This is a genomic window from Vaginisenegalia massiliensis, from assembly GCF_900604935.1.
Lineage (GTDB): Bacteria > Bacillota > Bacilli > Lactobacillales > Aerococcaceae > Vaginisenegalia > Vaginisenegalia massiliensis.
Genome location: NZ_UWPC01000010.1, coordinates 18,307 through 39,157 on the forward strand (window position 1 = coordinate 18,307; position 20,851 = coordinate 39,157).

Below are 20,851 nucleotides of genomic sequence, written 5' to 3' on the forward strand. Positions count from 1 at the left end.
CCGAAAAGACAGGCTTTTTCAAAAAATAACAATACATATTTCAAAGGAGTAATTATGACTAAGACACTAACCATAACGATCCCATCCTACAATGCAGCGAGCTATTTGCAAGAGACCATCCCTACTATGGCTGAGATTGAATTAGCTCAGGAGCTAGAAATTCTTATCGTCAATGATGGTTCGAAAGATAATACCTTAGCGGTCGCTCAAGAACTGAGTCAACAGTATTCTGGTGTGGTTAAGGTCATCGATAAGGAAAACGGCGGTCACGGATCGACGATTAATGCGGGTATTCAGCAAGCAACTGGGCGCTATTTTAAAGTGGTTGATGCAGATGACTGGGTGAAGACAGCCAATTTGAACGAGTTGGTTTCTTTTCTCGATAAACTTGAGGTGGATCAGGTGATCTCTCCTTATGATGAAGTATATGAAGATGGCCCGATAGTGCCGATTCAGTATCAAGGAGTTGATGATCAAGGTCAATACACTCGGGATGAATTATATCGTCGGATTGGTCAGATTCCAGAGATGCATGCCATTTGCTACCGAACGAGTTTATTGAAGGAACATCAGATTCGTATTGATGAAAATCGTTTCTATGTTGACTTAGAATACATTATGTTTCCGATTCCTTTCATTGAGTCAGTAGCGTATTTTGATCGGCCAATCTATCAGTATCGGAAGGGGACCTCGACGCAAAGTGTCAATATCAACTCGTACATTAAGAATCGACAAATGCATCGAGATGTTAGCTTGGCTTTAATGGATTTCTATGGTCGCCATCAAGCAGAATTGAGTCAAGTAGCAAAGGAAGTCATTCAAAGACGCATTCAAGAAGTGGTTGCTATTCAAAAAGGCATCTTCTTAGCTATGCCAGATAGTCGACAAAGTCAACAAGAGTATCGTGATTATGAAGCTGAGTTACAAAGCAAACATCCTTATTTTTATCAGCATATTGTAGGTAAAAAGTATCAGCTTATTCGTCACAGTCATTATTTATTATATCCAGTGATTTCAGCATGGGCAAAGCACCAACATGCTTAAAGTTTAGGAGTATTCAATGAAAGCAAAAGAAAATATAGAAGTCTATCTCTTCTTTTTCATCTATCTGCTTTATTTATTGCCAAGGTTAATTATGACTTCAACTATTCAAGCCTATCTGACGGTGGGTTCGCCCGTCTATTGGACTATTCGTCTAGTCGTTATCGGAGCCTTGCTTTATAAATATTTAATTCTGCATCCGCTTGATATAAAACAAGAGTGGCGTATGATTTTAGTTTTCGTGTTGGTGATTCTACAAGGGCTGTGGGTCCGCAACACCGTACTATTTGATTTAACTATGCTGGTAGCAGCTAGTAGGGGTGTGAGCTTAAGAGTAATCTTTAAGCAATATCTCTTTGTTGTTGGTAGCGTGACCTTGCTGTTTTTTCTCTTTAGTTTGGTTGGCGTGATTGATAATTTTGCCTATGATGCGGGAATTCGTGGCGTACGTTATGCCTTTGGTAATATCTATGCGACGAATTTTGCGGCTTTAATATTTATGTTGCAGATGATTGTGACCTATCTCTATGTTCGACGCATCGACGCTATCTATCTAATGAGTTTCGTGCTGACGGTAGCGTTTGTCTTCTATTTTACCGACGCTCGAACAACGTTGATTGCCATGTGGCTTTATACGCTAGTGGTGGCTATTTTATTAAATACAGAACGGCGGATACCTGAATCTTGGCTCAAACGTAGTTGGTTGGCCATGCCGATCATGGCTGTGGCTAGCTTTTTCATGTCCTACCTCTATAGAAGTGACTGGTTATTATGGCAGATTTTGGATAAAGCTTTATCCAGTCGTATTAATCTAGGCCAAAAGGCTTTAAATGATATTGGTCTAACTCTGTTGGGGAAGGATTTTACCATGCAAGGTAATGGTTGGAACAAGATGGAACGACTACAGACGGCAGTCAATTATTTTGTTGACTCTTCTTATTTACAAGTGGGTCTGCTTTATGGAGTGGTAGTCCTAAGTTTAATAATCTGGGCCTATGTTCGCTTGACTAAAGAAGCCTATCGTCAAGGAAACTGGCATTTGATACTCCTTGTGGTAATGCTTAGTTTGGTCTCGGTTATTGAACACCATTTAATTGATATTGTATATAATCCTCTAGTGTTTTCTTTAGGTGCTTTGTGGTTAACGCCGTCAGAAATAACAGAGACATACCGAAAATAAATAAGTTGAAGTTAGGAAGAGTGTATCATGATTAAAGTGCTTGTCTACGGCATGACAGATAATTATGGGGGCGTGGAGTCCTTCATCAAGAACTACTATCGATATATGGATAAAAGTCAGGTTCAATTTGATTTTTTAACGAATACACATCAACCGATTGCCTTTGAGGCTGAACTAGAAGCTATGGGTGCAAAGATATATAAGACTTGTCGGCGCATGCCTAATCCTTGGCGCTATCACCAAGAGATTAATCAGTTTTTCGCTCAGCATGGTAGTCAATACGATGTCTTCTGGATGAATGCGATTAACCTTGTTAACTTGGACTATTTAAAATTAGCAAAGCGTTATGGCATTAAACGGCGCATTATTCATAGTCACAATTCCCAGAATATGGCTGACCCAGTTAGGGGAAGAATTCATCAGTGGCATAAAGAGCAAGTGGCTCGATATGCGACTGATTTTTGGGCGTGTTCGAAGGAGGCTGTTACCTTCTTTTATCCGCCAGCTATTCAGGGTCAAGCGCGGGTAATCAATAATGCGATTGATTTAGCGCCGGTAGCTTTTGATCCTCAGTTGCGCCATGTGAAACGCCAGAATTTAGGTATCGATGAGGACACTTATTTGATAGGGAATGTGGGCCGACTACATTTCCAGAAAAATCAATCGTTTTTAATCCAACTTGCCCAATATTTGAAACAGAATGAACAGGTCAAATTCCGTCTTTATTTAATTGGATTAGGGCCGGATCAAGAAGCGTTAACTCAGCAAATTCAAAACTTAGGTCTGGAACATCATGTCATAATGGCGGGGAGTCAGACGGATATCGCAGCATGGCTATCGGCTATGGATTGTTTTGTGATGCCGTCAGTATTTGAGGGCTTACCGGTAGCGGCTTTGGAAGCACAGGCCAATGGCTTGCCTTTCCTGTATGCGAAAGACGGAATTCCACCAGAAGTGGAAATTGTCCGTGAACCCTACGTTAAGGGGTTATGTCTGGATGATGATCTGGCTATATGGGCAGATCAACTTAAAACGATGTTAAATTTAAAACGTAACGATTCAGCGGAAATCCGTAATCAATTTGGAAAAGCGGGCTTTGATGTACAAGCAGCGGCTAAAGAATTGCAAGCGGAATTTTGTAAAGAGGGTGGGAAGAATCATGGCGAATAGAACGATATCAGTGGTGATTCCCATATATAATGTGGAAAAATATTTGCCGCGTTGCTTAGATTCGGTCGTGAATCAGTCATATCGAGACTTGCAAATCATTTTAGTAAATGATGGAAGTAGCGACCAATCCTTGGCTATTGCGCAAGCTTATGCTGATAAAGATGAGCGGATTGAATTAATCAGTCAAGAAAATCAAGGACTATCAGCCGCAAGAAACACGGGAATGCGATTAGTCAAAGGTGATTATTTAGCCTTTGTTGATTCGGATGATTGGTTGGAACTGGATGCGTTTAGTTATTTATTGGATGCAATGGATCGCTACCAAGTTGATATGGTAGTAGCCGGTTTGCAACGTAAAAGTTCTACGTCTCAAGCTACGGAACAAGCTCCCATCCAGGAACAAGTGTTTAATCAGGAAGACTATATGCGCCGTTACTTTAAGATTGGGAGTCAGACAACCGAATATTACGCATGGAATAAACTTTATAAAACCGATCTAGTTAAAGATATCACCTATCCAGTGGGCTTAACTTCTGAAGATGTTTTGGCAACCTTCGAGATGGTCCTTAAGGCACAAAATATTCTAGTATCTAATAAAGTGATTTATAATTATTTCCGTAATGATGCGGGCATCACCGGTGCTTTTTCAGCTAAAGACTTCGACCTGTTGACGATTTGGGATCGGGTGGTGGAGCTAGCTCAAGCAAAGGGTAACTCCGATTATGTAGCTTATGCCAAACTTAACCGTTATCGGATCGATATGACCTTGTTAACTCGTATTGCCGTAGCCGATGGTTGGCGAGAGAATCGGGTAACTTACGCAAAACTTATTAAGCAAATGGTAAACGATTTACGCATACATAAAAAAATCTTGCTTCAAGCCGATATTCCTTTTACCCGCAAGATTTTCATTCGGGCTTTTGTCTGGAATTATTTCTTGGTCGCGCAAGTTTTAAATATTTTTAGGTCCAAATTGCAGTTTATTCGTGGCTAACAATAAAGAATATGCGGTTTTTAAAAAATGAATTAAGATAGCTAGGAATATTTAATTATTTTGAGTATAATAATGGTGTTGTAGTCTATAAATTTTAGAATGGAGCGAAAAAATGATGAGACACCCTTATAGCCAAATGAGTAAACGGGTTTATTCATTGCGCAAATTGAAAGTTGGATTAGCATCGGTGGCTGTTGGTTTGACTTTCTTTGGTATGGGACAAGAAGTTCAAGCACAAGAATCGACATCAAGTGTCGCTACACCTGACCAAACAGAAACTAATTCAACACAAGCAGTTCTAGAAGAGTCAGTTGTAACAAGTCAAGCACAAACAGAGACTGTGACTAGTGTCAGCCCTGTATTAGATAGCGAAATGACGCAAACTAGCGTAGAGACGACTTCTGAGACAGTATCAACAACAGAAGTTGTTGAAGCTAACACAGGTGTTGCCCCAATAGAGACAAAAGAAACGATCCAAAGTTCGTCGACAATAGTTCGAGAAGAAACTGCATTGCTGTCAGGTTCGCAAGTTAAGAATGGCTTGGTAGTTGAAAATGGACAAACTGTCTACTATAAAGATGGTCAACGAGTGTATGATCAACTGATTGTTGACGGTAATAAGAAGTATTATTTTGATCCGCAAGCTTATGATGGAGGTTTAGCTAAGAATAAGTGGGCTTATTCGCCTAGCACCTATTCGTGGTATTATGCTGATGAGACAGGACAAGTCACTAAAGAAGTGACCCCTTTAAAATATTTACTCCAAGGTATCCAACAGTTTGACTGTCTAGTGACCGTTGATGCTAATAACAAATTCTACTTTGAGCCAAAAGCCTATGGCGGCGTAATGGCTCGTAATAAATGGTCTTATTCACCAAGTACTTATTCATGGTACAAGGCGTTAGATACGGCGCAAATTGTTCAAGAAGTGACTCCGAACGGTTATTGGGAACGTGGCGTTCGTAAATATGATCAATTGGTGACGGTTGATGCTAATAACAAATTCTACTTTGAACCAAAAGCCTATGGTGGCGTAATGGCCCGTAATAAATGGTCTTATTCACCAAGCACTTACTCTTGGTATCACGCCAAAGATACCGCTCAAATTAATCAAGAAGTGACTCCTAAAGGATATTGGGAAAATGGCCTTCGTAAGTACGATCAACTAGTAACGATTGATGCTAATAATAAATTCTACTTTGAACCACAATTCTATGGTGGAGCTATGGCTCGCAATAAATGGGCCTATTCGCCAAGTACCTATTCTTGGTATCACGCTAAGGAAACCGCACAAGTAGATCGTGAAGTGACTCCACAAGCTTACCTTAAAGACGGAATCCGTCAGTATGATGTCTTAGTTGATGTGAACGGACAAAAATTCTATTTTGATCCTAAAGCTTATGGTGGGGCTATGGCTCGTAATAAATGGGCTTATTCGCCAAGTGCCAATGCTTGGTATCATGCTCCTGAAACAGCGGTAATTGACCAACAAGTAACACCGGTTGGATATTGGGTAAATGGGATTCAACAATTTGATAAAAAAGTTTCTGTGAATAACTTTGATTTTTACTTCCAACCTAAAGCGCAAAATGGGTTTATGGCTCGTAATCAGTGGGCATGGAGTCCAGCTAACCAAACTTGGTATTATGCGTATAATAACTATGGACATATTAATCAAAGTCTGAATAATAATGGCTATTATTTAGATAAGGTTAAACAATATGATGCGATTGTCACGATCAATAACAAACGCTACTATGTCCAAACGCGTCCTTACAAGGGAGCCTTAGCTCTTAATAAATGGTCCTACAGTGATAAGAATAAAGCCTACTATCTAACCGATGGTGCTGGGGTCATTACCCAAGTGGATACGACGGGTAGTCACTTACCAAAAGTTGTGACCAACGATAAGGGAACCTATATTTATTCTTATGCTGATACCGGTTGGGATTGGGATACTGGATGCTATATTCGTGCAGCAGCAAGTGGTGTGGAATTTGCAGGCGGACACATAAATCCTCAGCAATTACTCAATGCTTTGCCAAAAACCAACGATCCACGTACTGGTGTCATTGGTAGCCCAACTCTAATGCATAACTGGGGTTATTTACAAGGTGCTTACTCACAAGCATTCCCTGAAGCTATGGTTCCTGTATTAAAGAAATTTGCACCAAATACTGAAGACTTGACGGGTATTTCACTTGAAGGGATTAAGCAAGAGCTAGCGAACGGAAATGCCGTTCAAGTATTCTATGCTCGCACAGATCTTGATATTACAATCTATCCGAATGGTCAGCCAGTAAAAATCAGTGATGATTATCATTCAATTTTATTAACAGGTTATAATGCAGATGGCTTCTTCCACCAAGAAAATGTGGAACCGATTCGAAACCGTCACGTTGGAGATTGGTATTTACGTCCAAATTATGCTAGATTTGGTTACAAGGCAATTGGATTCCGACCAAAATAACATGTCGTCTTTCTTGTAATAGATGAATAAAATATGAAATAATAAGTCCAATTGAGTCACATTTGTTATCGGTGACTGGTTGGACTTTTCTGTTGAAAGTGGTGTGGGTGTGAAACAAAGACAAAATAATTTGGATAGGCTACGCGTGTTGGCTATGCTACTCATTGTTTTCCATCATTATGGCGTCCATAGTGATTGGTCTAATATTCCAAGTGCAAGTTGGGAACGAATTTGCTTAAATATATTGAGTCCTTTTGGCAAAGTGGGGGTATCCTATTTTATCCTGATTTCTGGTTATTTTATGTCGAGGTCTCATTTGACTTCTAAGAAAATATGGAATCTAATGCAATATGTACGTAAATATAGTTTATTGATTGCAGGCTTGTTTTTTATTTTGGGTTATCATTTGGATTATATTAGTATGTGGTCTTATTTCTTACCGACCATTTTTCAAGTATATTGGTTTTTTACATATTATGTTATTTTGCAATTTTTGATACCTGTAATTAGACCGTGGTTACGTCAAACCGATCGATCCATTCAAGCAAAATTAATTTTGCTTTTTGTTGCTATAAATTATATTCCACGAATTCTTGGTGTGGGATTAAAAGTTCCAAATGCATATTATCCAAACGAAGCTCTGGCTTTTCTATCCATAGCTTTATTGGGACATCTAATCTTTATTTATCAATTAAAATTTAAGAAGTATTTACCAATATTCGGTGTTTTGAGTTTGATTTCTGTTTTTATAATGTTTCAGCAACATTATTTTATTGAGAATTATCCGTGGTCATTTGATCCTAGTATGAATGATTTTTATTTTTCTTTGACTGGTTTAAATAGTTTAACTATGTTGGTCTTTTCGGTTTCGACTTTCATACTAGTTCTTTATTTGCCAAATTGGCCTGCTAAATTTCCTAAATTAAATCAATTAATGTTTGGGGTCTATCTAGTTCATGATCATCCTCTTATGCGAGAATGGTTATGGAAAAAGTTAATTCATAATGAATTACTTTTTCCCCACTATAAGCGTTTTATACTGGCGAGTTTAATTACACCATTAATTGTGTTTTTGCTGTCGATATTGGCAGTTTATGTGATAGATATTCTAGGTATTAAAATTTGGCTTCTTTGTGAGACAAAGTTAAAAAAACTAAATAAGGCAAATTATCTTAGTTAACCGATGATATTTCAGTTGGTTTGGTTGTTTTTTTGCAAATTGTATATAAGAAGGTTAAATAGTTGAAAAATTTAGACAAATTAAGGGCGGTAAATAAATATCGTTATTTCGTGCCTTGTTTTATGGCAGTTGGCATGCTTATTTTTCTAGCTAGTTGTCAAAAGCTTGCCCCCTTTGGTTCAAACTCATTATTATTTTCAGATGCAAATATCCAATATATTGAATTTTTTCGTTGGTGGAGAAGAGTATTACTGACAGGAGATACAATAAGCTACTCGTTTAATAAATCTCTGGGTGGTCCGATGATCGCTTTTTGGAGTTATTACTTATCATCACCGCTAAATTTATTAGTTATTTTCTTTAAAGAGCATCATTTAGCCGTTTTTTTTGATTATCTTGTAGCATTAAAGATAGTGTTAGCTACATTTTCAATGGCATATTACTTAAATTGGCGATTCAAGGATCTCTCTTTGGACTGGTTGTCTGCTGCTGCTTTAGCTTATGCTTTTTCACAATACATTTTCATGCAAATTTATAATGTGATGTGGTTAGATGGAGTTTATCTTCTTCCATTGTTGGTAATGGGAGTTCAATTGTTGCTTAAAGATGGCAAAAGTCATGTTTTATTTTTATTTTGTATACTATCGATTTTATTTAATTGGTACACCGCATACATGAATTTCCTCTTTCTTGCATTATTTTACTTGAGTGAACTAATTTCACATGGAAATCAGTTAGATTTGAAGCAAGTGAGTAGGAAGTTTTTAAATTTTTGCAGAGTTATTATTTTAGCTCTATTATCAAGTATGGTTTTATTTTTGCCGGTAATCCTGGCTTTATATCAAGGCAAAGGGCAAGCTGAGAAAAACATTTTTCAATGGGGGACAAATAACACCCTTTTTGAATTTTGCCGAGGATTTATATTGGGTATTATTCGTACAGAGCCGAATTCCGCTTTGTTTTGCGGCATCGTTATTATTTTGGGGTGTTTTAGTTATTTCTTAAATCAACAAATTAATTTAAAGCAACGTATAAGTAATGGTGAATTGCTTTTGTTTTTATTTGCCTCAATTTATTTGAAACCTCTTGAACATGTATGGAATGGATTTAGAGAAGCCCAAGGGCACCCAATCCGATTCGGTTATATTGTCATATTTTTGATGATTTACTATGCAGTATTAAATATTGAATGTAAAGCGAAAATCTCAAAGTGGGTTGTCTTGCTGTACATCGTAATGTTATTTGGATTAAATTTCCATCAGGCATTAGGTATCAAAAAGATGGGGTTAAGTATTGCGATATGTTTATTAATTTTATTTGGACAACGTCTAAAGTTGCAACGACGGTTCAATACTTTGATACTTTTATGTCTGATTGCAGAATTGGTTTTGAATGGCAACTTGATTTTAAAACATCACTTGGCTAATAATTTGCCTCAATTTTATGATATTACTTTGAGAAAGCAATATGATGTTAATCAAGAACAACTGGTTGAAGATGTACAGAAATATGATCAATCGGCTTTTTATCGTGTCGACCAAACATGGAATCGTGGAATGGGGACATATGGTAAAATTACGAGGGGAAATGAAGGCCTAGCTTTTGGCTATCCTTCTATATCGGCGTATAGTTCAACTATGGATAAGAATGTGAACGAACTTATTTTTTCAGCAGGTTATTCACCGTTGAACACAACGATTGTGGGCATGAATGAATCTATGATTGCTATGGAAAGTTTATTGGGTGTTAAATACCTCTTTTCAGAAAAAAATTATCCCTGTTATGAACGAGTGAAAGAAATAGAATTACGCAATCAAAAGAACGTTTATCAAAATCCTTATGCTCTCCCTTTGGGTTTGGTAGTTGATCCTCTTAGTGATGAAGGGATTGTTGAGAATAATCCTTTTGAATTTCAAAATCAACTATTTAGTCAATTGCTTAAAAGAAAAGTTAAGCTTTATACACCTGTTAGATATAATGATTCCTATGTTAATCATCAGTATCGCTTAACGACTATCCGTCAATCTAAAAGATCCTTGCTTTATGGATGGGGAGATTTTACCTTTGCTAATGCTGTATTAACGATTGATGGTATTTATAGAATCAATTATCCTGAATGGTACTATAATCGTGTTTTCTTAATTGGAAATGGAGAGGATAAACATTCTGTTTTGTTTGATCAAGTTAATATTTTGAGTGAGAAAGATCATCTTCATTTATATAGTTTAGATTTAGACCATTTTGATGGGATTATTAACAACTTGAAAACAAAAGGAATCAATCCTACAGAATTTCAGGATGGTAAAGTTCAGTTTCATTTAAATGCTGGCCACGGTAAGGTTTTGTTTACAACAATTCCGTATGATAAAGGTTGGCAGGTTACGATTAATGGTAAACGAGTGATTCCTAAAAAAGCGATAGGATCATTTATTCAAATTCCGTTATTGGAAGGTGATAACCAGATTGAATTAAACTATCGTATAGTAGGATTTGTACCGGGAATTATTTTGTCGTTTATAGGAATGAGTGGTTATGGGTATTTTTATGTCTGGAAAATGAGTATTAAAAATTGTGTAGCCTTAAATAAAAATTGAAATGTGAAATAAGTATGAATATGGTGAATTGAGTTGACATTACAGTCGATTGACTTCATTATATATGAATAGAATAATTAAGTTTTTATAAACATTGTGGGGTCTAGCTAGGGGGAAGTAGGATGAAAAGACAGAAGGATGTGCAGCAATTGCTCATTATGTTGTACGAGTTATTTGGTGTCCTATTCAGCGCTATCCTAGTTATGAATATTCCTCATTCTGAATTGAACAAAGTCAGTGTATTAGTTATTGGCTTAATCCATATTGTGATTTTCTATGTTATTGATTATTACAGCCACTATACTCACCGAGGCATTATTGAAGAGTTACGTTTAACCATTTTTTATTCTATCGTGATGATGTTAGGGATGTCCTTCGTTTCCTTTATATCTAAAGATTATTTCATGATCTCAAGACGAGGGATGATGTTCTTTTTGGTGATTAATTTCGTGGTTCTTTTGGTCTTGAATCGCTTGATGCAGCGATGGTGGTCGAGCTATGCGGCTGATTCCGATGCTAGCAAGAAAGTCTATTTGTTGACCGTGGCTAATCGTTTAGAAAAGATTAGGCAACTTGAGGAAGGATCTGGTTATTGGGGCGGCAAAATTGTTGGTGTCACTCTTCTAGATCAAGCTAAGACAGACATGCAAGCGATGGTGGCTCAGTTCCCTTCTTTTACCTTCATACCATGCGAAAATATGTGGGATTTTGCTACCCACTCCGTAGTCGATGAGATTTTTGTTAATTTACCGGCAGAAGGGGAGTTCGATCTTAAACATTATGTGGCGGATTTTGAACGCTTAGGGGCGGATGTGAGTGTAAATATTAATGCCTTTGATTTTCCTTCAGAAGGTGATAAGAAGGTTCAACAGTTAGCTGGCCATACGGTCGTAACTTTCTCAACGAAATTTTATGACTATGATCAAATCATTCTCAAACGATTGATGGATATTGTTGGGGCGATTTTTGGCCTCATTCTTTGTGGTCTAGTTACTTTAGTTATTGGTCCTATGATTTATTCGGCAGATAAGGGGCCTGTCTTCTTCTGCCAGAATCGGATTGGTAAGAACGGTCGGGTCTTTAAGTTTTATAAATTCCGCTCCATGTATAGAGATGCAGAAGAACGAAAGCAAGAATTGTTGGCCCAAAATAAGATGGAAGGCCTTATGTTTAAAGTTGAGAATGATCCTCGGATTACGCCAATTGGTCATTTTATTCGTCGGACGAGTTTAGATGAGCTTCCTCAATTTTGGAATGTCCTTAAAGGAGACATGAGTTTAGTCGGTACACGGCCACCGACCGAAGATGAATATAATCATTACACACCGGAACAGAAACGGCGTTTAAGTTTCAAACCTGGAATTACTGGTTTATGGCAAGTTAGTGGACGCAGTGACCTCACTGACTTTGAGGAAATCGTTCGATTGGACGTCTCTTATATTGATAATTGGTCCATTTGGCAAGATATCAAAATCTTATTGAAGACTATCAAAGTTGTCGCTTTGAGAGAAGGAGCAGAATAAGTGGATTTAAGCAAAAATTCGATTAAAATATTGATTGCAACCCATAAAAGTTACACTATGCCGGCAGATACAGATTTGTATCTGCCTATTCATGTTGGAAGTCTAAATAAACCAAGCTTAGGCTATCAAACGGATGCCCAAGGGGATCATATTGCTGATTTGAACCCTAAATATTGTGAATTAACAGGACTCTATTGGGCTTGGAAAAATTTGACTTGTGATTATGTTGGCTTAGTTCATTATCGCCGCTACTTTGCTAGTCATAAGAAACGGTCAAATTCGGAAGAATCAGTGGATGATTTGGTCTTAACACGGGCAGAGTTAGAGTCAGCTTTACAAGAAGCAACCATTATCGTGCCTCGCAAACGCCACTATTATATCGAAAGTTTGGCTTCTCACTATGGCAATACTTTCACTTCAGAACATATAGAAGCAGCGCGAGCAGCTATTCAGGAATTAGAGCCAACCTATCTGGCAACATTTGACCGGGTTATGGCTCGCCGTTGGGGTTATATGTTTAATATGTTCATCATGCCCAAGGACTTACTGGATGCATATTGTCAGTGGCTATTTCCAATCTTGGCGGCAGTTGATCAAAAAGTTGATAGCCAAAATTACACAGCTTTTGAAGCACGTTATATTGGTCGGGTCAGTGAACTGCTCTTTAATGTTTGGTTGGATCAACAAGATTTAAAAGTTAAAGAATTGCCTGTTGTATACTTAGGTAAAGTCGATTATGTGAAGAAAATCAAAGGCTTTTTGATGGCCAAATTCTTCAAAAAGAAATATACGCAAAGTTTTTAGAAGGGAGGGTCAGGTTTGAAGCAAAAATCGGTTAAATTAAACTTTATCATGAACTTCATCCTAACCTTATCCAACTTCATTTTTCCGTTAATTACCTTTCCTTATGTATCCCGCGTTTTAGGGGCTCAAGGGGTTGGAGCGGTTCAATTTGCAACCTCTAATGTGACTTATTTTGTTATGCTGGCTATGTTGGGAATTCCTACCTATGGAATCCGTGCTTGCGCTAAAGTACGTCATGATCGTCACTTACTTTCAAAGACGGTTCAGGAAATCCTCTGGCTAAATGCCTTGGTAGCTGTAGTCGCTTATGTCGGTTTGGCGCTGACCATAGCGTGGGTTCCTCAATTTCACCAACAAAGGCTTCTTTATTGGTTGCTGTCATTAAATATTGTTTTAAACCTTATTGGGGTAGAGTGGCTTTATAAGGGGACGGAGCAATATACCTATATCACCATTCGATCGATAGCTGCTAAATTATTGGGTCTTATTTTAATGTTCTGGTGGGTCCACAAACCTGAAGATTATGTGATATATGGCCTCATCACCGTCATTGGGGCTTTTGGCTTAAATGTGCTGAATTTTCTAAATTTGCCAAAACTGATAGATTGTCGCGTCATTCCTTTACGTCGACTTGACTTTAAACCGCACATTAAACCCATTTTGCGTTTCTTTCTGCTTACCGTTTCGGCTACTATTTATTTAAACTTAGATACGACGCTTTTAGGTTTTATTCAAGGTGACCGTGTCGTCGGTTATTATTCAGCTGCGATTAAGATCAAACAAATACTCGTCAGCATTGTAACCTCTTTAGGGGTGGTCCTCTTACCGCGTTTATCCTATTATTTTGAGCATCATTTACAAGAAGAATTCAAGACTTTAACTCAGAAAGCTTTAGACTTTGTTCTTTTGATTGCATTGCCGATTAGCTTGTATTTTATTTTCTTTGCGAAGGAGAGTATCCTTTTTCTTTCTGGATCGGATTATTTAGCCGCAGTTTTGCCAATGCAGTTGATTCTGCCAGCCGTGCTTTTTATTGGTTTATCTAATCTAACTGGGATTCAGATTCTAGTTCCGACTAACCGAGAAATGTTGGTGGTCTATTCGACGCTTGTTGGAGCGGTAGTGGATTTAGTTCTGAATGTGATAGCTATACCTCTTTGGGGGGCAGCAGGTGCCGCTTTATCGGGTTGTTTGGCTGAAGCGATGGTATTATTCGTTCAGATTTACTTTTTGAGGGATTTAGTGATTCCAATGTTTAAACGTGTGAATTGGTTACGCTTGGGGCTAGCTTTGATATTGCCAAGCTTTTTAATGATTGTAGTTCGACCTTGGGCCTACCACTTAAGCAGTCAATGGCATTTTGGTGATACGTTAGCCATTCTTTGGGTTTTAGTGGTGACGGCGGGTCTCTATTTCTTGGTGTACGGATTGGTTCTTTTGGGACTTAAGCATCCCTTGGTTATGGAGTTGTTAGATAGTGTTAAAATTAAAGTTAGGAGAGATTAAATGACACAGTATGATTATTTGATCGTGGGAGCAGGCCTATTTGGTTCAGTCTTTGCTCATGAAGCGGCTAAGGCAGGCAAGCGACTTAAAGTGATTGAGAAACGGGAACATATTGCCGGTAATATTTACACGGAAGAAGTTGAAGGTATTCAAGTCCATAAATACGGAGCCCATATCTTCCATACTTCGGATCCAAAGATTTGGGATTATGTGCAGCAATTTGCAGAATTTAATCACTATGTTAATTCACCAATCGCCAACTATAAAGGTGAGATATATAACTTGCCTTTTAATATGAATACCTTTAACAAATTGTGGGGGGTTGTGACGCCTGAGCAAGCGCAAGCAAAGATTGAAGAGCAAAAACAAGTGCTCAAGGGTAAAAAGCCAGAGAATCTAGAAGAACAAGCCATCTCCTTGGTGGGAACGGATATCTATGAGAAGTTAATCAAGGGTTACACTCAGAAACAATGGGGTCAAGCCTGTGACCAATTACCCGCTTTTATCATTCGCCGTTTGCCAGTCCGTTTGACTTATGATAATAACTACTTCAATGATAAGTATCAAGGTATTCCAATTGGCGGCTATACCGCCATGGTAGAGAAGATGTTAGATCACGAGTTAATTGATGTGGAAACAGGGGTGGACTTCTTTGCCAATAAAGAACACTATTTAGCAGATTTTCCACGCATCGTCTATACGGGTATGATTGATGAATATTTTGACTACTGCTTAGGTGAGTTAGAATATCGTAGTCTTCGATTTGAAAGTGAAGTATTGGATACTGATAATTATCAAGGTAATGCGGTGGTTAACTATACGGATGCCGAGACGCCTTATACTCGAGTTATCGAACATAAGCATTTTGACTTTGGTCGACAAGCAAAGACCATTATTACCAAGGAATATTCCAAACAATGGGAACCGGGTGATGAGCCATATTATCCAGTTAACAATGATCGTAATAATGAATTATATAAACAATACGCTGAGATGGCAGCTCAGACTAACCAAGTCATTTTTGGTGGTCGTTTAGGTCACTATCGTTACTATGATATGCACCAAGTGATTGCAGCGGCTTTACAATGTGTCCGCAAGGAATTGGATAACCATTCTAGTGGTATTTAGTAGTCATTATTTTAACAAGTGAATAGCGTGAGCAACACTAGACAAAATTCTTGAGTAGGGATTTCTGTCTAGTGTTTTTCTTGTCTTTATGCCAGTTCCTTACAAAAAATTTACTTGCGTAAGTAATTTGCAAACATTTAAATGTGTTTGAAACATTGTGGGAATTATTTAAAAAATATTAAGCCAGAATGAGTGAAATCCGGGCCCAAACCTTGCTATTTAGAATAAGGATAGGTAAAATTAGTGAGAAAGTATGAAATATTATAGAAGACTTTTGCAATTATTTGAATGTTAGGTGGAGAGTGGAATGAATTCGAGTTTTGGAATCTCGAAATGGTTAATTGAATTAGCCGAAAGTTTAAGTAAGACACAAAGAAGGCATATCTGGGGAATTAGTGACTCTCTCAGTTTAATTTTGGCTTCTTTTTGTTCTTATTTATTTTTTTTCAACATAATAGAGTTGCCTTTTAAATATTATTTAGTTTTTACTACTATTATTGTATTAGGCTATAACGGATTAACCCAGTTATTGCAATTGGATGCACATATTCATCGCTATTTAAAAATCATAGATTTAATTAAGCTATTCAATATAATTTTGCTTTGCGGAATAGTCTCGGGAATAGTTACGTCGCTTGTTTTTGCTACCATCTCATATCGTTATATTCTTTTTTCAATAATTATAGGTGGCTTATTCGTCTGTGGATTAAGAGTAATATGGATGATTACCTATTCTTCTCGTTTTCGCACACAAGTTTATGCAAATCAGACTCGCGTATTAGTGGTCGGTGCAGGAGATGGAGGCTCCATCTTCATGGATAGCTATCTTCGTAATCCAGGTAATATGAAAGTGATGGGAATACTCGATCAAGATCCTAAAAAGAAGGGCTTGACGATTGGTGGGATTAAAGTATTAGGTGATCGAGATTTAATCCCTGAATTGGTAGAAGAATTAGGCATCGAACAAGTAATTGTGGCCGTCCCATCAATGAAACCGGCCGAATACGAAGCTATTATAGCTATATGTAATCAATGCAAATTAAAAGTGTATAAGATGCCTAAAGTAGAAGATGTACTACTGGGTATTAATATGCCTAATAATAAATATAAAAAAGTCGAAATTGCTGACTTATTAGGGCGACCAGAGATTAAGCTGAATGAAGAGAAGTTACGTAATGAATTAGAGGGCAAAACGATTCTAGTGACAGGGGCAGGTGGGTCCATCGGTTCGGAAATTTGCCGGCAAATTTCAAGATTCAATCCACGCCGGGTCTTGTTATTGGGTCATGGTGAGAATTCAATCTACCTAATTTATCATGAATTACTCAAACTAGGCTCAATGACGGAATATGTGCCGATTATTGCGGATGTACAAGACTATCAACGTATTATTGAAGTCTTTAAAGCAGAGCATCCGGATATTGTCTACCACGCTGCGGCTCATAAGCATGTTCCTATGATGGAAATGAACCCCCGTGAGGCATATAAGAATAATATTCTAGGAACTTATAATGTAGCCAAAGCTGTAGATGAGGCAAAAGTAGCTAAGATGGTGATGATTTCTACGGATAAAGCAGTTAATCCACCGAATGTCATGGGGGCTACGAAACGTGTAGCAGAATTGATTATTACTGGCTTTAATCAGATTAGTTCTTCAACTTATTGTGCAGTACGATTCGGTAACGTGCTTGGAAGTCGGGGATCGGTCATCCCTCTTTTTAAGAAGCAAATCGAAGAAGGGGGACCTGTTACAGTCACTGATTTTAGAATGACGCGTTACTTTATGACTATTCCTGAGGCTAGTCGTTTAGTTATCCATGCGGGGGCTTTCGCAAATGGTGGGGAAGTCTTCATCCTTGATATGGGGCAACCGGTCAAAATTGTGGACTTAGCCAAGAAACTTATTCTTTTAAGTGGCCATTCAGAGTCCGAAATTCAAATAGTAGAGTCGGGTATTCGTCCGGGAGAGAAATTGTATGAGGAATTATTGACCTCATCTGAATTAGTTCAAAAGAAATTACAAGATAAGATTTTTATTGGCAAAGTTATAACAATGCCTTTAGAGCAAACAAAAGAATTTATCGATAGTTTAAGTTATTATGACAACCGTCAAATCAAAGAAAAAATAATTGCCTTTGCTAATCAAAGTGCAAAATAATTGGAGGCCTTTATGCAACAAGAACTCAGTTTGAAAGATTTATATCTATTGATGAAAAAACATTTTTTTACTATTACGATTATAACAATTTTGGGGGCAATAATTGCGGCTATTGGAATGATGTTGCTTATTAAACCAACCTACTCTTCTACGGCACAGTTGTTGGTAAATCAGAAAAACACAAGCTCTGAAGCGTCAGCTCAATATAGTGAAATTCAAACTAATATCCAGCTTATTAATACTTATAGAGATATATTACTAGGTCAAGAGGTTCTGACCAAAACTAATAATAATTTGGGTGGAAAGTATGATGTTGAATCTTTGAAATCTGTTTTACAAGTTAATCAATCACCGAATTCACAATCGTTCTATATTTCTGCAACAATGCAATCACCTGAAGAAGCACAAAAATTAGTTGCAGAAGTGACTTCGAATTTTGAAGCTACCTTAAAGGAAGTATATGGAAAAGAAGGTGCAAAAATTTATGTTTTATCACCTGCTTCTTTTGAGCCAAATAAAGTGGGACCAAGTTTGAGTAAATTTTTAATTTTAGGTGCATTTGCGGGGCTATTAGTGAGTCTGGCTTATGCATTCATTAATGCAATGTTAGATACAACTGTGAAAGATGAATCATTTTTAAATCAGCTTGGTTTAATTAATTTAGGTGAAATATACGAATTGAACAGTAAAGAATTACATAATTCACGACTTTCAACACGTAAGACGGATAATCGTTCAAGAAGAAAGGTGTAGAGTATGTTTAAGAATAGACAGAATTTAGAAAAGAAATTACTTAAAGAACAGTTGCATGGGGCTTCCCTGATTACTTTTACTGATCCTAAATCAGTTAATGCTGAACAATTTCGTGCTTTACGAACAAATATCGAATTTGCTCAGTTAGACAAACAGTTAAAATCTTTATTAGTTTCTTCAAGTATTCCAACTGAAGGCAAATCAACTATTTCTTCGAATCTAGCTTATGTCATGGGCCAAACTGAGAAGAAGGTCTTAATTGTGGATGCAGACTTACGGAAGCCGACGGTTCATAAGACCTTTAAATTGAATAATGAACAAGGTCTATCTAATTTGATTGTTAATCGTGATATGAAATTCAATGAAGTAGTGCAACATTCTTATGACTTGAACTTATACTTCTTACCGTCAGGACCTATTCCACCAAACCCTTCGGAACTTTTATCTTCGGCACGAATGAATCAAATTATGCAAGAACTTTCAACCTATTTCGATTTGGTTATTTATGATGCTCCGCCAATTACTGCGGTTGCCGACCCACAGATCTTGGCTACTCGAGTGGATGGTGTCTTGATGGTTGTTCGCCAGAATTTTGCTAAGAAAGAAGAAGTTAGAGCGGCTAAGAAAGCTCTAGATACAGTGAACGCTAATATTTTGGGTTATGTTATGAATGGTAAACCGGTTTCGAATTCAAGTGGCTACTATGCATATTACGGGTATGGTGAGAAATTAAATGATAATTGATTTACATTCCCATTTACTTCCGGGAGTTGACGACGGAGCTCAAACGGTGGAACAATCGCTTGAATTAGCTCGTTTAGGAGTAAAAGAAGGGGTTAAGCATCTAGTCTTAACACCGCATCATCGTAATGGACAATATTTAAATTACAAGGCGGATGTTTTACATGCGGCGGATGCTTTAAATCGCATTTATCAGGAAAATGGAATTGAACTTGAAGTGTATCCTTCGCAGGAAATTCGGATAAATGAGAAATTCATGGACGATTTATATAATGATAAATTGCTGTCACTTGATGCCGACGGTAAGTATTATTTGATTGAATTTCCTACAGCGTCCATTCCAGACTTTGCTTTGCCTCTAATAGATGGGTTATGTGCTGAGGGAATTACGCCCGTCATTGCCCATCCTGAAAGAAATCATATTTTTGGCAAAGATTTAAATCGTTTATACGAATTTATTGAGTTAGGCTGTCTAGCTCAACTGACTACCTCGTCTTATGCAGGGATGTTTGGCCAGAAGATTCATGACATCTGTTGTCAGATGATCGAGCGAAATTTGGTTCACATCTTAGCTTCAGATGTTCATCATATTACAGGTCGGCCTTTTAATTGGCAGGCTGCGCTTCAACAGATGCAAAGTGAATACGACCAGGAAATGGTAGATTATTTTATGCAAAATGCGCGAGATATTTTTAATGGTGATGCTGTTAAACGATATAAACCAGAAAAAGGAAAAAAATCGTGGTTTAAATTATTTTAAGGCAGGGACTAACTATGAAGAGAACGGGTCGCTTGTTGTACGTCTTGTTGGTGGTGGGGTTTGTTAACTGTACATATTCTCTGAAGCAAGTTCGAGCTGAAGAGCATTCCGTGATGACTTTTGCTATCATTGGTGTGGATTCGGGTGCCTTTGGACGTAGCGATAGAGGACGTTCAGATGTCTTGATGTTAGGGCAAGTGAATACAACCAATCGGCAAGTTAAATTAATTAGTATACCAAGAGATGCCTATGTTGAGATTCCTGGACACGGTCTAGATAAGATTAATCATGCTTATGCCTTTGGTGGGGTCAATTTAACTAAACAAGTATTAAGTCAGCTATTTGATCTTGATGTGCAACATTACTTAGCGGTGGATATGGGAAGTTTTGAGGAATTGGTCGATCAGGTGGGAGGACTTGATGTGGTCTCACTCGCTAGTTTTAGTCAAAATGACTATCAATTTTACCAAGGACAAGCCGTGCACTTGGATGGGTCCATGGCTTTGGCTTATGCGCGAGAACGCTATCAATCAGGCGGCGATTATGGACGGATGGCTCGTCAGCGGCAGTTGATTCAAGCTCTGATTGAGAAGCTGACAAATATAGATTCTCAAGTTAACTTTATGAAAAATATGGTCCTGGTCCATCGGTCGATTGAAACGGATTTATCTATGGAAAGCTTGTTAAATCTGTGGCAATCGCAAACGAATCAAACAAGTGATGTTAAAGTAGCATTAAGGCAGTTAGAAGGCACTGGATTGATGATTAATGGGATTTATTATGATCAAATTAAAGAAGAGTCTCTGTTAGATAGTAAACAATGGTTATGGGATACTCGAAATTAGTAAG

16 protein-coding genes are annotated in these 20,851 nt (G+C 37.7%); all 16 read left to right on the forward strand.

Annotated features, from left to right (window positions below; all coding sequences use genetic code 11):
• Window positions 1-54 precede the first annotated feature (54 nt).
• The 16 genes from EIH20_RS07025 (at window position 55) to EIH20_RS07100 (ending at window position 20,847) form a co-directional block, all read left to right on the forward strand.
• Entirely contained in the window at window positions 55-1,044 is a 990-nt protein-coding gene (locus EIH20_RS07025) for a glycosyltransferase family 2 protein (RefSeq protein WP_164470901.1), read from the forward strand.
• Window positions 1,045-1,060: 16 nt separating this feature from the next.
• The gene (locus EIH20_RS07030) at window positions 1,061-2,221 is read left to right on the forward strand and encodes a hypothetical protein (RefSeq protein WP_124059130.1); all 1,161 of its coding nucleotides are present in this window, start codon (window positions 1,061-1,063) and stop codon (window positions 2,219-2,221) included.
• Window positions 2,222-2,248: 27 nt separating this feature from the next.
• Complete coding sequence (locus tag EIH20_RS07035) at window positions 2,249-3,391, forward strand: glycosyltransferase (RefSeq protein ID WP_124059132.1); 1,143 nt, start codon at window positions 2,249-2,251, stop codon at window positions 3,389-3,391.
• Window positions 3,381-4,385 (forward strand): glycosyltransferase family 2 protein, encoded by a 1,005-nt coding sequence (locus tag EIH20_RS07040; protein WP_164470902.1) that lies wholly within the window; start codon window positions 3,381-3,383, stop codon window positions 4,383-4,385. The genes EIH20_RS07035 and EIH20_RS07040 overlap by 11 nt, the downstream gene beginning before the upstream one ends.
• Window positions 4,386-4,497: 112 nt before the next feature.
• Window positions 4,498-6,855, forward strand: a complete 2,358-nt coding sequence (locus tag EIH20_RS07045) for a YSIRK-type signal peptide-containing protein (RefSeq protein WP_124059136.1) — start codon at window positions 4,498-4,500, stop codon at window positions 6,853-6,855.
• Between the two features lie 109 nt (window positions 6,856-6,964).
• On the forward strand, window positions 6,965-8,035 hold the full coding sequence (locus tag EIH20_RS07050) for an acyltransferase (protein ID WP_124059138.1): 1,071 nt from the start codon (window positions 6,965-6,967) through the stop codon (window positions 8,033-8,035).
• A gap of 122 nt (window positions 8,036-8,157) precedes the next feature.
• A complete protein-coding gene (locus EIH20_RS07055; protein WP_124059140.1) occupies window positions 8,158-10,629 on the forward strand; it encodes a YfhO family protein in 2,472 nt (823 codons plus the stop codon).
• A gap of 122 nt (window positions 10,630-10,751) precedes the next feature.
• Window positions 10,752-12,152, forward strand: a complete 1,401-nt coding sequence (locus EIH20_RS07060) for a sugar transferase (RefSeq protein ID WP_124059143.1) — start codon at window positions 10,752-10,754, stop codon at window positions 12,150-12,152.
• Complete coding sequence (locus tag EIH20_RS07065; protein WP_277423390.1) at window positions 12,153-12,956, forward strand: DUF4422 domain-containing protein; 804 nt, start codon at window positions 12,153-12,155, stop codon at window positions 12,954-12,956.
• A gap of 48 nt (window positions 12,957-13,004) precedes the next feature.
• A complete protein-coding gene (locus EIH20_RS07070) occupies window positions 13,005-14,462 on the forward strand; it encodes a flippase (protein WP_124059211.1) in 1,458 nt (485 codons plus the stop codon).
• A complete protein-coding gene (gene glf, locus EIH20_RS07075; protein ID WP_124059145.1) occupies window positions 14,463-15,590 on the forward strand; it encodes a UDP-galactopyranose mutase in 1,128 nt (375 codons plus the stop codon).
• Between the two features lie 307 nt (window positions 15,591-15,897).
• A complete protein-coding gene (locus tag EIH20_RS07080; protein WP_124059147.1) occupies window positions 15,898-17,748 on the forward strand; it encodes a polysaccharide biosynthesis protein in 1,851 nt (616 codons plus the stop codon).
• A 12-nt stretch (window positions 17,749-17,760) separates the two neighbouring features.
• Complete coding sequence (locus EIH20_RS07085) at window positions 17,761-18,501, forward strand: YveK family protein (RefSeq protein WP_124059149.1); 741 nt, start codon at window positions 17,761-17,763, stop codon at window positions 18,499-18,501.
• Between the two features lie 3 nt (window positions 18,502-18,504).
• Window positions 18,505-19,245: a CpsD/CapB family tyrosine-protein kinase gene (locus tag EIH20_RS07090; protein WP_124059151.1), complete on the forward strand. Its 741-nt coding sequence runs from the start codon at window positions 18,505-18,507 to the stop codon at window positions 19,243-19,245.
• The gene (locus EIH20_RS07095; protein WP_124059153.1) at window positions 19,235-20,002 is read left to right on the forward strand and encodes a tyrosine-protein phosphatase; all 768 of its coding nucleotides are present in this window, start codon (window positions 19,235-19,237) and stop codon (window positions 20,000-20,002) included. Before EIH20_RS07090 ends, EIH20_RS07095 begins: the two co-directional genes overlap by 11 nt.
• A gap of 14 nt (window positions 20,003-20,016) precedes the next feature.
• Entirely contained in the window at window positions 20,017-20,847 is an 831-nt protein-coding gene (locus tag EIH20_RS07100) for an LCP family protein (RefSeq protein WP_124059155.1), read from the forward strand.
• The last annotated feature ends 4 nt before the right edge of the window (window positions 20,848-20,851 follow it).